Below are 13,503 nucleotides of genomic sequence, written 5' to 3' on the forward strand. Positions count from 1 at the left end.
GCGGGCGCACACCCTAAGTCGCGGGACATGGAAACCAAAGCCGGCGATCCGGGCGCTTTCGCCCATTTCGATCTCAATCGTGTCGACAGCCCCGCCTTCGTAGTCGATGCTGCGAAACTGCGTTCGAACTGCCAGATACTGGCCGATATCCGCGACGCTGCGGACATCAAGGTGCTGGCCGCGCTCAAGGCATTTTCGATGTGGGCCACCGCGCCGATCATTGGCGAATATCTCGACGGGGTTTGCACATCGGGCCTGTGGGAAGCGCGCCTCGCGTCCGAATTCTACGACGGGGAAATCGCCACCTATTCCGCTGCGTTCAAGCCCGAAGAGCTGGACGAGGTTTGCCGCCTGTCGGATCATGTCATCTTCAATTCGCCCGGCCAGATGGAACGCGCGACGCTGATCCTCGAAGCGGCCCGAGCGTCCGGTCAGAATTTCGACGTGGGCCTGCGCATCAATCCGATGCATCCCACCGGCGAGGTGCCGCGATATGATCCTTCAAGCCCGGGGAGCCGCCTTGGCTTTCCGATCGACCAGCTTACGCCAGAAATCATGGAAGGCGTGGACGGCATTCACTTCCACAACCTGTGCGAGCAGGATTTCGAGCCGCTCCACGATACCTGGGACAAGGTGTTCGACGCGATCGAACCGTGGTTCGGGCAGTTGAAGTGGATCAATATGGGCGGCGGCCATCACATCACCCGGGCCGACTACCAGCGCGAGGAGCTGGTCGAGTTTCTCAAGGACGCCAAGGAAGACACGGGTGCGGAAATCTATCTCGAACCCGGTGAAGCAGTTGCGCTGGACGCCGGCATCCTCGTCGGCACGATCCTCGATACCGGCCACAACGGACTGCCGGTGGCAGTCGCAGACATCTCGGCCACTTGCCATATGCCTGACGTGATCGAAGCGCCTTACCGCCCCGCCATGCTGGGCGAAGCTCAAGGCGCGGACACTCCTGAAGTGCGGATCGGCGGACCCTCCTGCCTCGCTGGCGATGTCATTGGTGATTATCGCATTGAAGGCGGCGCAGAGGTGGGCAAGCGCTTCGCTTTCCTTGATCAGGCGCATTATTCGATGGTCAAGACCAACACTTTCAACGGCGTCCAGCTTCCGAGCATTTACCTCTGGGATAGCGACATCGACCAGCTCGAACTGGTGAAAGAGTTCGGATACGACACCTTTCGCGACCGGCTGAGCTAAAGGCGCGGCAGCGTTATCGCAGCGGGCTGCGCATCCAGGGCCGCACGGCGCCCGGCTGGATGCGTTCGAGCATCTCCAGGCGCCGGGCCTGCCGGATCTCGAGGCTCAGCGTTAGCAGACTAGATCTCCGCCGCTTGAATGAGCCGGGAGTGGTGCCGAAGAATGCCTGGAATTCGCGTATCTGGTGGGCCTGATCGAAGAACCTGAGCAGAATGTCCTGCTCTTCCTCGTCAGCTACACCGCAGAGCCGCGCGGCAAGATCCAGGATCCGCGCGCGGCGCATAATCTGTTTTGGAGTAAGGCCGAAATCGCGCTTGGCTATTCTCTGGAGCTGCCTGGGGGTGACGCCTTCGCGGTCTGCGAAGTCGTTGAGCATCACGTTGGGGTCTCGAAACGCCTGCAACTCCAGCGCTTGCGAAAGCGGGTCCGGCGCGGGGACGTTATTCTTCTCGATATAATTCGCCAGCCAGCTCTCGATCTTCTTCAGCCACCTGCCCGGATCGATGCCGGGTTCGTATAAACCCGTTACGGTATGATCGCCGATGCCCACGCTCTCGATCGAGGTGATACGGTCGAGCATATCGTGCTCATCCAGTCCGAAGAGGGCGCGCATCGCGCCCGGGCGAAACATCAGTCCCGCAACCTTTATCCCCCCTTTGTAACGCAGCGGCATCGCTTTGGAATGTTGGCCGCACAGGAATGTCTCGTCGCGGATTTCCAGCGGACCGTCTGCGGTGGTAGCGACCCAATCGACCTCGACGGCAGAGCGCAGGTAGGCTGCGTCGTTACAAAGCAGCCCTTCAAGTGAGGCATCGTCTTCCGCAGCAGCAACCGCCACCATCGACCGGCTGACCCATTTGCGCAGCCGCCAGTCAGGTTCACGGTTGAACGCGAGCGGAACCCCTGTGGCCGTGGCTCCTGTCCGCGGCTTCAAGCCAGCGGGTTCTTGCGCACTCACTACGCCATTCTTTTCAGAGCCAACCATCAGACACTTCTAGGTAAGTTCCTGCTCGTGTCACGGTCTAGGGGACGCAATCGGGGGACTGGATACGTATATTTGCGGCCTCGCTGCGTTCGGACAATCAAGTCATGCTCTCAGTTCATCATCCGGACGCAGCTTGTTAAGCGTCAGCGCGAGGTCTGCCAGCTTGGCAAACTGGTCGATAGTCTGGCGCACCATGCGGCCATCCTCGGTGTGATCGAGAGAGCCGCTTTCGAACATATTCCCGCTCTTGATGGCCATCACCATGCTGCCGCCGGAAAACAGAACCGAGCTGTCCTTGCCGCCAAGTGCTTGCTCCATTGCCAGCAGGCGTTCGATATATTCCGGATGCATCAGCCAGCGCGCTTCTGTCTGGTCGGTCGTGTAAACGTCAAAGCGGTCCTCGAATTGGGGGCTTACCATTTGAGCGCGGTCGAGAATGTGGCCGTCGATCTTGATGGTATCTTTCGCCCCGCCGAAAAATTTGCCGAAAGCGCGATCTGGGGCGAGCAAAGTGGAGCCGTGAAAGTTCTGTTCGAAGCTGATCGACAGGATTGCGCCGCGAAATACGGTGACCCAGCGGCGGTTCTTTCCAGAGCCGCGGCGTTCTTCGAGATGCGCTTCGTGTAGCATGAGTGTGTGGCCGCCGGTTTCGCCTGACCACATGTCTTCGAAACTTGACCGGTCATGGGAAGGCAGCATCGAAAAAGCCTTGGCCTTGTCGAACGGGTCGCTGCGTTCGCAGTCATGGCAGTATTCCAGGCCCAGCGCATTCGCGATTGCTTCGTTGATCCCGGTCTTGACCTGTTTCTTGGCCTTGGTCTTGGGAATTTGGCTCCACGCCCAGGCACCTGCGAATGCGGCCGCAGTCATCCACATCTTGGGTTCGGTGGGGATCGGAGCGAGAATGAACATGAACGCGGCAAGCGGGAGCAGTACAAGGCCTGCCTTGAATATCCGGTCATGCGATTGCGCGATGGCATCTTCGCGAACCGTGCGCTGGCCATTCAGCCAATCGCCCAGCTCACCCGCCATCAGCCGGTCCGCATCGGGATATTCGATCACGCGTACTTTCCCCCTTAACCCTTGCAGTCTATCATAGCGAGGCAAGTCGAATAGGGGGTTAAGAAATGAACGTTCTGACATTCGCCGTGATCGGCGTGGTGGTGTTGCTGGCTATCGTGGTGGTCGGCATTTACAACCGGCTGGTGGGCCTTCGCCAATCGGTAAATCAGGGCGTTGCCGATATCGACGCGCAATTACGCCAGCGCCACGACCTCATTCCCAACCTCGTTGAAACGGTCAAAGGCTATGCGGGGCACGAAAAGGAAACGCTGGATTCGGTGATTTCCGCCAGAAATCAGGCTGCTAACGGCCCGATCTCATCCAGCGATGAACAGGGCTTGCGCGTTGCACTGGACCGGTTGCTGGCCTTGGGCGAAGCTTATCCAGACCTCAAGGCGAGCGCCAATTTCCAGGAATTGCAGCGCGAACTGACGCATGTCGAAGACAAGCTGGCAGCCGCCCGGCGCGCGCTGAATGCCGCCGTTTCGCGTTACAACACCGGCCGCGAGAGTTTTCCGGCCGTGCTGTTTGCAGGGGCGCTGGGTTTCAACCAGGCCGACTTCCACCGGCTGGACGATAGCGAGAAGGGCGTGGTCGATCAGGTGCCCACGGTCGGCTTCTAACGGGTCATCTCACCGCACCTTTGCCCCGCCGCAGCGTGCGGCGCAGTTGAATTTCGCGTTGCACTATTCACTTGCGTTTCATGATCCAGAATTTATATGCGCCGCTCCGCTGCCCCAAGGGGACTCTAAACCGCAAGGCAGCCCCTAGTACCGATTTGGTCTGAAACTTTACCGTTCAGGGGGTCCCTTGAGTTGCACCACTATCCCGATGCCAAGGCTGTAGTCCGCGACCTTTCGCCGGACGAACCAATCATCCTCAACCGCCCGCACGCCGCTGCGCGCGCTGCCCGCTTCTTTGTCGAGAAGTTTCCGGGCAAGTCGCTCTACGCCGTAAAGGCTAACCCTTCGCCAGACTTGATCCGCATCCTGTGGGACAATGGTGTCACGCATTACGACGTCGCGTCGATCGCAGAAGTGCGCCTGACGCGTTCGGTGCTGCCTGATGCCACACTGTGCTTCATGCACCCGGTCAAATCGCGCAGCGCAATCCGCGAAGCCTATTTCGAACACGGGGTGAGGACCTTCAGCCTCGATTCGAGCGAAGAGCTTGCGAAGATCGTCGAGGCTACGCGCGACGGTGATGGCAATGACGCGCCCGACCTGCGGCTGTGCGTCCGCCTCCGCGTATCGAGCGAGCATGCGGCCCTCAGCCTTGCCAGCAAGTTCGGCTGCGACCTGATCGAAGCGCCCGCGCTGCTTCAGGAGAGCCGCCAGTTTGCCGACTGGCTCGGTGTCTGTTTCCACGTGGGTAGCCAGGCCATGACGCCGTTCGCCTATGTCCAGGCACTGGACCGGACGCGTGCAGCAATTGCCGAAGCTTCGGTCGTAATCGACATGATCGATGTCGGTGGCGGCTTCCCCAGTGTCTATCCTGGCATGGAACCTCCCCCGCTTGAGGATTACTTCAAGCTCATCCACCAGCACTTCTATGCGCTGCCGATCGCCTACAATGCTGAATTGTGGTGTGAGCCGGGCCGTGCGCTTTGCGCGGAATATTCATCCCTGGTGGTGAAGGTCGAGAAGCGCCGGGGCGATGAACTTTACATCAACGACGGCGCATATGGCGCGTTATTCGATGCGGCCCATGTGGACTGGAAATTCCCCGTTCGCCCGCTTGAAGACGATCTGATCAAGCCGGAAATGGATTTCGCATTCTACGGCCCGACCTGCGATGATGCCGACTACATGCCGGGCCCGTTCGCGTTGCCGGAAGACATTCAGGCTGGCGACTATATCGAGATCGGCATGCTTGGCGCATATGGTGCGGCGATGAAGACCGATTTCAACGGCTTCGGATCAGCAGAGCGTTTCATCGTGGCCGACGAACCGATGGCCAGTCTCTACGATGGCAGCCGTATGCGCCCGGAAACGGACAACGTGGTGAGCCTTCGCTAATTGGTGCGCTGGATCTAGCCGTATTTGCTGGGGTGACGATCCAGCACAGGCTTTACTCGTCCCAGCGCCTCGCCCAGCATGTTCGGGAAGGCGACCTTGTCGAATGAAAAAACCGCGTTGTGCGCGGAGGCGAGGCGCTTCGCGTCAGCCCACTCGATGCCAAGGTTGATGGCCCAGTCGCGAAATTCGTCTGCTGCTCCTGCGCGGGGCTCCAGTGCTTTGCCCAAGGTCATGTGAAAATCGAGCCGGCCAGTGATCGGCAGCAGCGATAGCGGAAAGCCCTTGCGCAGATAGTTGAACGTGTCGTCCACGTGGATGGTGCCGCTTGCCCGGTGGAACACGAGAACGGACGAGAAATGCACGCTTTCGTCATCGGACACGAGCGGAACCCCGCGAGGAACCGAGAAGGCGAAATCGTCGCCAAAACGCTCGGCCATTGCAGATTCTTCGCACTGGACGTCTTGCCATGGCAATTCCGGAAATTTTTTGAGGTGCCGCGCTGTTCCGTACAAATCCGCTTCGGGGAACGCATTATGCATCCATTCGCAATGAATGGTGTGGAAGGGGTGCACGTTCAGGATGGCGCGAACCTTGCTCCGGTCGCCGATGATCGCGTCCACCTCGTCCATGATGGAATCCGACAGGGTGTAGCTGTCCAGGAAGACGAAATCGCCGTCCGCAAGCCGGACGAGGGCGCACTGCGTGCCAATGTCGAGCAGCCCTATCCGAAATTCGCCGCGCACCGACCAGAAGCCGTCTGCCAATTTTACCAATCTGTCAGTCATCGCCGTGCCCTCTTGTTTGCAGCTTCAACAGTCGGCAGCGCATAACTATCCCTCGAACCCGACAAATCGTGCCGCTTCGTCAACGCTCTTGCGGGTGCTGACCACGGCGTTGGCGGGAAACTCTTCGTCAGGCCAGCCAAGTGCAACAGCTTTCATGATGACCTGATCGTCAGGGATGCCCGCGTGTTCGCGCACAACGGGGCTCTGCATGATGCCTTGAGAATTGATCACGCAGCCTAGCCCGCGGCTCCATGCGGCGTTCACGAGGCAGGTGGTCACAGCGCCGCAATCGAACGAGGTATCATCGCTGCCGGAAAGCTCGCGGTCGTAGGCGATGATGACGCACACCGGTGCATCGAACTGGCGGAAGCCGCGGAGCACCCAGTCCTGTCGTTTTTCCTTGTCGTCACGTTCGATACCCATCGCGCCGAACAATTGCTTGGCAACGCCGATCTGGCGGTCGCGGTGAACGCCTGCGAAGGGTTCGCCCCGGCGAAACTCGCGGCTGTCCGGTTCGCCGGCAAGAATGCGCTCGGTATTGCCCTTGCGAATCCGGTCGAGCGGCTCGCCGGTGATGACATGAAAATGCCACGGCTGCGTATTCATCGAGGATGGAGAGCGCATTGCCAAGGCAAGCACTTCTTCGATCAGCGCACGCGGAACCGGCTTGTCCTGATATCCGCGAATGCTGCGGCGGCCCTGGACGATCTCGGCGTAGGTCTGGTCGGGATTACCGCTCATGTTCTCTCCTCATGTTGGCCGAATGAGTAGCGGAGCAATCGCGATGCGCAAAGGACGTTACGGAGTGGCCGCTTCGTACTTGCCTGCGAGGTAGGCATCCCGCAGATGGAACTTCTGCACCTTGCCCGAACCGGTCATCGGATATTCGCTCACCTGCACCCATACCGAAGGTGTCTTTTGCGCGGCGAGGAGCGAACGACAGTGCCCTTTCATCGCCTGCGGATCCATGGTGGACCCCTCTGGCATACGGATGAAGGCGGCGACGATCTCGCCCCATTTTTCGTCCGGCAGTCCGACTACGGCGACTTGCGCCACCTCGGGATGCTCCAGCAGAGCGTTTTCGATTTCTACCGGGTAAAGATTCTCGCCGCCTCGGATGATCATTTCCTTCACGCGGCCGGTAATGGTGATGAAACCTTGGGCATCCATGCGGCCAAGGTCGCCGGTATGCATCCAGCCGTTTTCGTCGATTGCATCGGCGGTTGCTTGAGGGTTGTCGTTATACCCGGCCATGACCGAATAACCGCGCGCGCAAATCTCTCCCACTGTATTCAGCGGCATCACCGCGTTTGATTGCGGGTCGCGGATGGATACATCGAGCTGTGCGAAAGGCTGGCCGATCGTTTCGGTCTGCTTTTCCATCGGATCGCTGTCCCGCGTCCCGGTCAGCAGGGGCGATGTCTCAGTCATGCCATAGCCGTTGGTAAATTTGCAGCCGAAGCGATCTTTCATCCGCCGTATGAGCTCTGGCGCGACCATCGAGCCGCCTGCGCCGACAACTTCGATGCTGGTCAGGTCGCGCGGGTTTGCATCGTCCACCTCAAGCATCATCATATACATCGTTGGCACACCGATGATCGATTGCACCTTTTCGCGTTCCACAAGCAGATTAGCGAGATTGGGGTCGAACATCGGGGGGACGACAAGGCGCGCGCCTGACTGGCAGGCGCCAAGCACCGTTACAGCGCATCCGGTGGTATGAAACAGGGGGGCGACCAGCAGGCCGGTCATCTTCTCTTCCATCCCGATCCGCTCAAATGCATGGCGGGAATTGTTGGTGAGTCCGTAATGGTGGAGCAGCACTCCCTTGGGAAAACCGGTGCTGCCGGAGGTATACTGGATTTGCGCGATGTCCTGCGGTGTTACCTCGGGCCTTTGGTTCGACTGCGAACCTTTGGCAAACAGCGCGTCATGATCCTGCAAATTGACGACTTCGCGGACCGCCTCATTCTGCTCGGCCACACGCCGGGCAATTTCGCCCATTGGATTGCCGCGAAAGCTTTCGACGATGAACAGGCCGACTGCCCCGGACTGCTCAGTGACATAAGCCAGTTCGCGCTCCTGGTAACCTGGATTGCCGGTAACTAGGACAAGACCGGCGATCCCGAATGCGTATTCGCACAGGATCCATTCGGGGATGTTGGGTGACCAGACTACCAGCCGCTCGCCCGGACGGAACCGGGTCAGCAGGGCGTCTGCAAGCTTTTCGCAATCCGCAAGCAGCTGCGCATAGGTCCATGTGCGGCCATCTGTTCCAGCCTCGTCGACCTCGTGCAATGCGATCTCGTCTGGCCATTTTTGCGCAGCGAACCTGAGGATGCTGGAGACGGTCGTTTCTCGGAGATCGAGATCGGTTTGCGCTGGGAAATGGCTCTCAGCAAGATGGACGTCGTACATCGGTATCCTCTCAATAGCGGCCCGATGTAAGTTCAGGCGATCCCTCACGGCTCGCCCGATAGTCTGACTAGGCTGCTTTGCGCAGCTCCAGTTCCATACGATCCCAGATTTCCACCAGTGCGCCGACCAGTTCGTCCATCATAACTTCATTGTGGGCAGGGCCCGGCGTGAAGCGAAGGCGCTCGGTGCCGCGCGGCACAGTGGGGAAGTTGATCGGCTGAACATAGACGCCGTATTCCGCCAGAAGGATATCGCTGATCTTTTTGGCGCGTACAGGATCGCCCACCATCAGCGGGACGATGTGCGTCGTGCTATCCATGACCGGCAAACCGGCGCTGCGCATCTTGTCCTTGAGCATGGCCGCAGCCGCTTGCTGCGCATCGCGTTCTTCGCTGGATGCCTTGAGATGCTTTACCGAGGCAAGCACACCGGCGACCAGCACTGGGCTGAGCGATGTGGTGAAGATGAAGCCCGGCGCATAGGAACGGATACAATCGATGACGCGCGTATCGGCGGCGATATAACCGCCCATCACGCCGAATGCCTTCCCCAGCGTGCCTTCAATAATATCGATCCGGTGCGCTGCCTCGTCACGTTCGGTGATGCCGCCGCCGCGCGGTCCGTACATGCCGACTGCGTGGACTTCGTCGACATAGGTGAGGGCGTTGTACTTCTCGGCGAGGTCGCACAGCGCGTGAACAGGAGCGACATCACCGTCCATCGAGTAAACGCTTTCAAAAGCGATCAGTTTGGGCGTGTCTGCGTCTTCGGCTTCGAGCAATTCTTCGAGGTGATCGAGATCATTGTGACGGAAGACGCGCTTTTCGCAGCCGGAGTTGCGGATGCCTGCAATCATGCTGGCGTGATTGAGTTCGTCCGAGAAGATAATGCAGCCGGGAAGCAGCTTGGCGAGCGTCGAAAGCGTTGCATCGTTCGAGACATAGCCGCTGGTGAACAGCAGCGCGCCATCCTTGCCGTGGAGGTCAGCCAGCTCGTTTTCGAGTTCGACATGGAAGTGGGTGTTGCCACCAATGTTGCGAGTCCCGCCTGAACCCGCGCCTACATCGTGCAGCGCGTTTTCCATCGCTTCGATCACCTTGGGGTGCTGGCCCATCGCAAGGTAGTCGTTCGAACACCAAACCGTGATTGGTTTGGGTCCGTTATGACCGTGAAAGCACCGCGCGTTGGGGAACGAGCCCTTGTTACGCATGATGTCGATGAACACGCGGTAGCGGCCTTCCGTATGGAGGCGGTCAATCGCTTCGTCGAAGATCTGGTCGTAGTTCACCCGGGTATGCCCGTCAGCGCCGCCCTGCAGCGGCAATTTCGCAGGTCACATAAGCGATCAATCGGGCTTTCGCCACAGCGATCTTTGCGAATGATTCGCAAAGGTTTCAAAAGCGCACCAGCTTTTCGATGCCGTGCTGTGCAAATGTCGCCGACAGTCGCTTGAAATCTGCCAGATCGCCTGTGGTAACGGCAAAATGCTGCGGCCGGCGCGGGAATTTCTGTCCCTGAACCAGATCAGCAATGCGCCGCGCGATGCCGCCCGCCCCGTCGACGAAGGTGACATGCTTGCCAAAAGCTTCGCGTAGTTCAGGTTCCAGCAGCGGGAAGTGAGTGCAGGCGAGGACCACGGTGTCGAGCTTGTCGCCGCCAGCCTGCAGCACGAGGCCCGATGCTGCTTTGGTAACCTCGTCGATGCACACTTCTTCGCCGCGCAGCTTCGCTTCGCCCAATGCCACGAGCCCATTGGCTCCGTACCGCAGCAAAGTCTTGTAGCTGGCAAATTTCCTTTCCAGATCGTCAACATAGGCCTGGCGAACAGTTGCTTCTGTGCCCAGCAGACCGATCGTGCCGGTCTTGGTGATTTCGGCGGCTGGCTTGATGGCAGGTACGGTTCCCACAATCGGCGTTTCCAGCACCTCGCGGACCATGCCCAGCGCGATGGTCGAGGCCGTGTTGCAAGCGATGCAGATCAGGCGCGGCTGGTATCGTTCAGCCATTCGGCCAAGCAATCCGGCCACCCGCGCCGCGACCTCTGCCTCGCTCTTCGAACCATATGGCAAACCGGCCATGTCTGCGGCATAGATCACCGGCGCGTTCGGCAAAATCGCGCGCAGCTGCGCCAGGACTGTAAGCCCGCCGACCCCGGAATCGAACAGCAGTATGGGGGAAGATGCCTTCACTTCGGTCCTTTTCATGTGCCCCGCGCTTGTCGAAGGGCCGCAATTCATTTTAGGGCGGTAGATGGATTTATGGGGTAAGGACAAGCCTTTGCCCAACCGACGAGGGGAAATGCGGTGCCGACCGAATTGACGATCAACGTGCTTTGGGCCGCATTGCTCGGCTATGCTTTCGGTTCGATCCCCTTCGGCCTGATCCTGGCCAAGATGGCGGGCAAGGGCGATATTCGCCAGCAGGGCAGCGGGAATATCGGCGCCACCAATGTCCTGCGCACCGGCAGCAAGGGGCTCGCGGCTGCGACGCTGCTGCTTGACCTGGCCAAGGGTTTTGTCCCCGTGTGGCTGGCCGCGATGTGGTTCTGGCAGGACATGGGCTGGACCGCATTGTTCGCAGTGATCGGCCATGCCTTTCCGGTCTGGCTCGGCTTCAAGGGCGGCAAGGGTGTGGCGACCAACGCCGGCGTCAGCTTCGCGCTCGCTTGGCCGATCGGCGTGGCTTACGCGGTAGTGTGGATTGGAATGCTGGCGATCACCCGCATCAGTTCGCTCGCCGGGATGAGCGCGGTGGTCGCCGCAGCGGTGGGGGCTTTCCTGCTGGGCGTCCCGACCTTTGCCAAGGTGCTTGCCGTCATCGCAGTGTTGGTGATCTGGCTGCACCGCGAAAACATCAAGCGCCTGATGGCCGGTGCCGAACCGAAAATCGGTGGTTCAAAGACCGACGCCGGGGAGTGAACGAAGCGACCCACCCAGAAGCCGCGCCGTTGACGCAGGCGGAAGCGTTCGCGCGTATCCGGTTGCTGCGTTCGCCAAACATCGGACCTGTCAGCTATGCCATGCTCCTAGCGCGTTACGGTAATGCTGTCGCGGCGCTGGAAGGGCTTCCGGACCTCGGCAACAAGGGTCGCCGGCAATACCGCGCTGCGCCCATCGCCCAGATCGAAGCTGAGGTGGACAATGTCCGGCGGGCCGGGGCGCGTTACCTGTTCCACGACCAGCCCGACTATCCCGTGCTCCTGGCCGAGATTGACAGCGCCCCGCCGATCATCACCTATCGCGGCGATTTGTCCCTCGCGGCGCAGCCTTGTGTGGCGCTGGTCGGGGCGCGCAATGCAAGCGCCGCAGCCGTGAAGCTGGCGCGCGAGTTCGGGCAGGGATTGGCCGAAGCAGGCTTCACGGTCGTCTCCGGCCTTGCCCGCGGGATCGACGGCGCTGCGCATGAAGGCGCATTTCCGCGCACCATCGGTGTGATCGCCAGCGGCATCGACATCGCCTATCCTCCGCAACACAAGGATTTGCAGGAGCGGATCGCGAGCGAGGGCTTGCTGATTGCCGAACAACCTCCCGGCACTGAACCGCGCGGCAGCCATTTCCCGAGCCGCAATCGCATTATTGCGGGTCTGGCGAGCGGCACGCTGGTCGTTGAGGCTGCGGTCAAGTCCGGCAGCCTGATCACGGCTCGTCTTGCAGGTGAGGCTGGGCGCGAGGTCATGGCGATCCCCGGCAGCCCGCTGGAGGCGCGCAGCCACGGCTGCAACCACCTCATCCGCGAAGGCGCCGTGCTGGTGCAATCGCCCGAAGATGTCGCCGAACTGCTGAGCGGGTTCGGCGGTCAGCCTCGCTCCACCTTCCGCGAACCTTCGGCGACATTCGAATACGGGCCCGAGGAACTGGCCGAGGCAGAGCCTGCAGATATCGCCTCGCTGCTTACCACGGCGCCAGTGGCGATCGACGAACTCATCCGCCAGTCGGGCGAGAGTGCGGCTGCGGTACAATTGGCGCTGCTTGAGCTGGAGATAGCCGGGCAGCTTGAACGCCATGCAGCAGGGCGAGTGAGTTTGGTCTATAAGCCGGTTGAATACCGGCAGGGGAAATGAACTGATGAAGGCAATGCTGTGGGCCATGCTGGCACAGGCTTCGATGACCAATCAGGTCGACAATTCGCAACCGATTGTCCTGGAACCTCTATCAGAGTGGATACTGGATCAAGGGCGGCAAAGCTGCGCCGTGCGGCGATCTTTTGGTGCGCCCGGAAAACCGACCGTGGTTGAGTTTCGACGTGACGAGCCAATGAACGGCGGCTTCGACATCGCAATAACCAGCGGTGCTTTCGCGATGGCTGACGGCCCTTTCCAGGCGACATTGAAGCCCGGCGGGGTCGCTTTTTCTCCATCTATGGTCGGACGGGAACGGGCTTCAACAGGCGCGATCTGGTCTGTTTGGAAGCACGATATCAGGGAAGCATCCAAGCGCGATATCTCTAAGGAAGAATGGGACCGCTACTATGCGGCGAACGGTCCGGATGCATATAGAAAGCAGGTAGAGACCCTTGAGGTTGAGAGTTTGTTTGATAGTGATCTAGTCTTACCAATCGGCCCAATAGATGGACTTCGTCAGCAACTGACCGATTGTTATGATGCTGTCATGATGGCGAACGGTTTGACTCGCGATGACGCGAGGGAAAATCACAGGCCTGTCGAGTTTCGCAATCGGCAGAAAATCATGGTCTCAATGTTGCCACTTCTTCCTCAAGATATTCGGCAGCGAATTCAGGAACGTAAAGATGTCTTCGTTGAGTTTGTCGTTTTTCTGGACGCAAATGCCGAGCCGACCTCGTGTCGTTTAAGCACAGTCCCGCGCTATCGGGAATTGGAAAAGGAAGGTTGCGAAACGATTGTGAGGGAGGGGCAGTTTCGATTGAAGAAGGGTGAAGAAGCCCGGCCGGCTATGATTGACGCTGGCTATCATTACCGCGAGGATCTTGGTTTAGCCATCACTGGCCGCTAGCCGTCTGGCCAAGCATTCACATTTCGCGCGCCTATTCTGCTTGACGCCCCCCGAAACGG

Annotated in this window: 13 protein-coding genes; 6 read left to right on the forward strand and 7 right to left on the reverse strand. The window is 59.7% G+C overall.

Annotated features, from left to right (window positions below):
• The first annotated feature begins 27 nt into the window (after positions 1 to 27).
• A complete protein-coding gene (locus K3166_RS04180; RefSeq protein WP_221423430.1) occupies positions 28 to 1,206 on the forward strand; it encodes a carboxynorspermidine decarboxylase in 1,179 nt (392 codons plus the stop codon).
• A 13-nt stretch (positions 1,207 to 1,219) separates the two neighbouring features.
• Here K3166_RS04180 and K3166_RS04185 read toward each other — a convergent pair whose 3' ends face one another.
• Entirely contained in the window at positions 1,220 to 2,140 is a 921-nt protein-coding gene (locus K3166_RS04185) for a helix-turn-helix domain-containing protein (RefSeq protein WP_221423431.1), read from the reverse strand.
• Positions 2,141 to 2,293: 153 nt separating this feature from the next.
• Entirely contained in the window at positions 2,294 to 3,253 is a 960-nt protein-coding gene (locus tag K3166_RS04190) for a DUF3137 domain-containing protein (protein WP_221423432.1), read from the reverse strand.
• Positions 3,254 to 3,318: 65 nt separating this feature from the next.
• Here K3166_RS04190 and K3166_RS04195 point away from each other — a divergent pair, with 65 nt between their 5' ends.
• Complete coding sequence (locus K3166_RS04195) at positions 3,319 to 3,876, forward strand: LemA family protein (RefSeq protein WP_221423433.1); 558 nt, start codon at positions 3,319 to 3,321, stop codon at positions 3,874 to 3,876.
• A 192-nt stretch (positions 3,877 to 4,068) separates the two neighbouring features.
• Positions 4,069 to 5,271: a type III PLP-dependent enzyme gene (locus tag K3166_RS04200; RefSeq protein ID WP_221423434.1), complete on the forward strand. Its 1,203-nt coding sequence runs from the start codon at positions 4,069 to 4,071 to the stop codon at positions 5,269 to 5,271.
• Between the two features lie 14 nt (positions 5,272 to 5,285).
• Here the strand turns inward: K3166_RS04200 and K3166_RS04205 are convergent, their stop codons facing one another.
• The 5 genes from K3166_RS04205 to murI all read right to left on the reverse strand — a co-directional run bounded on the left by K3166_RS04205 (position 5,286) and on the right by murI (position 10,678).
• On the reverse strand, positions 5,286 to 6,056 hold the full coding sequence (locus K3166_RS04205; protein WP_221423435.1) for a hypothetical protein: 771 nt from the start codon (positions 6,054 to 6,056) through the stop codon (positions 5,286 to 5,288).
• 45 nt (positions 6,057 to 6,101) lie between these two features.
• Positions 6,102 to 6,797: a nitroreductase gene (locus K3166_RS04210; RefSeq protein WP_221423436.1), complete on the reverse strand. Its 696-nt coding sequence runs from the start codon at positions 6,795 to 6,797 to the stop codon at positions 6,102 to 6,104.
• 57 nt (positions 6,798 to 6,854) lie between these two features.
• Positions 6,855 to 8,474 (reverse strand): class I adenylate-forming enzyme family protein, encoded by a 1,620-nt coding sequence (locus K3166_RS04215; RefSeq protein ID WP_221423437.1) that lies wholly within the window; start codon positions 8,472 to 8,474, stop codon positions 6,855 to 6,857.
• A 67-nt stretch (positions 8,475 to 8,541) separates the two neighbouring features.
• Complete coding sequence (gene hemA, locus K3166_RS04220; protein ID WP_221423438.1) at positions 8,542 to 9,762, reverse strand: 5-aminolevulinate synthase; 1,221 nt, start codon at positions 9,760 to 9,762, stop codon at positions 8,542 to 8,544.
• Positions 9,763 to 9,868: 106 nt separating this feature from the next.
• A complete protein-coding gene (gene murI / locus K3166_RS04225; protein WP_221423439.1) occupies positions 9,869 to 10,678 on the reverse strand; it encodes a glutamate racemase in 810 nt (269 codons plus the stop codon).
• Positions 10,679 to 10,777: 99 nt separating this feature from the next.
• On the opposite strand from murI, the gene plsY reads away from it, so the two are divergent.
• Genes plsY through K3166_RS04240 form a run of 3 tightly spaced genes read left to right on the forward strand, consistent with a single transcriptional unit; the run spans position 10,778 to position 13,444 of the window.
• Positions 10,778 to 11,392, forward strand: coding sequence for a glycerol-3-phosphate 1-O-acyltransferase PlsY (gene plsY / locus K3166_RS04230; RefSeq protein ID WP_247714726.1), 615 nt, complete (start codon positions 10,778 to 10,780; stop codon positions 11,390 to 11,392).
• The gene (gene dprA / locus K3166_RS04235) at positions 11,389 to 12,534 is read left to right on the forward strand and encodes a DNA-processing protein DprA (protein ID WP_221423440.1); all 1,146 of its coding nucleotides are present in this window, start codon (positions 11,389 to 11,391) and stop codon (positions 12,532 to 12,534) included. The genes plsY and dprA overlap by 4 nt, the downstream gene beginning before the upstream one ends.
• A gap of 4 nt (positions 12,535 to 12,538) precedes the next feature.
• The gene (locus tag K3166_RS04240) at positions 12,539 to 13,444 is read left to right on the forward strand and encodes a hypothetical protein (protein ID WP_221423441.1); all 906 of its coding nucleotides are present in this window, start codon (positions 12,539 to 12,541) and stop codon (positions 13,442 to 13,444) included.
• Positions 13,445 to 13,503 lie beyond the last annotated feature (59 nt).

The sequence above is a fragment of the Qipengyuania psychrotolerans genome (assembly GCF_019711355.1).
GTDB lineage: Bacteria > Pseudomonadota > Alphaproteobacteria > Sphingomonadales > Sphingomonadaceae > Qipengyuania > Qipengyuania psychrotolerans.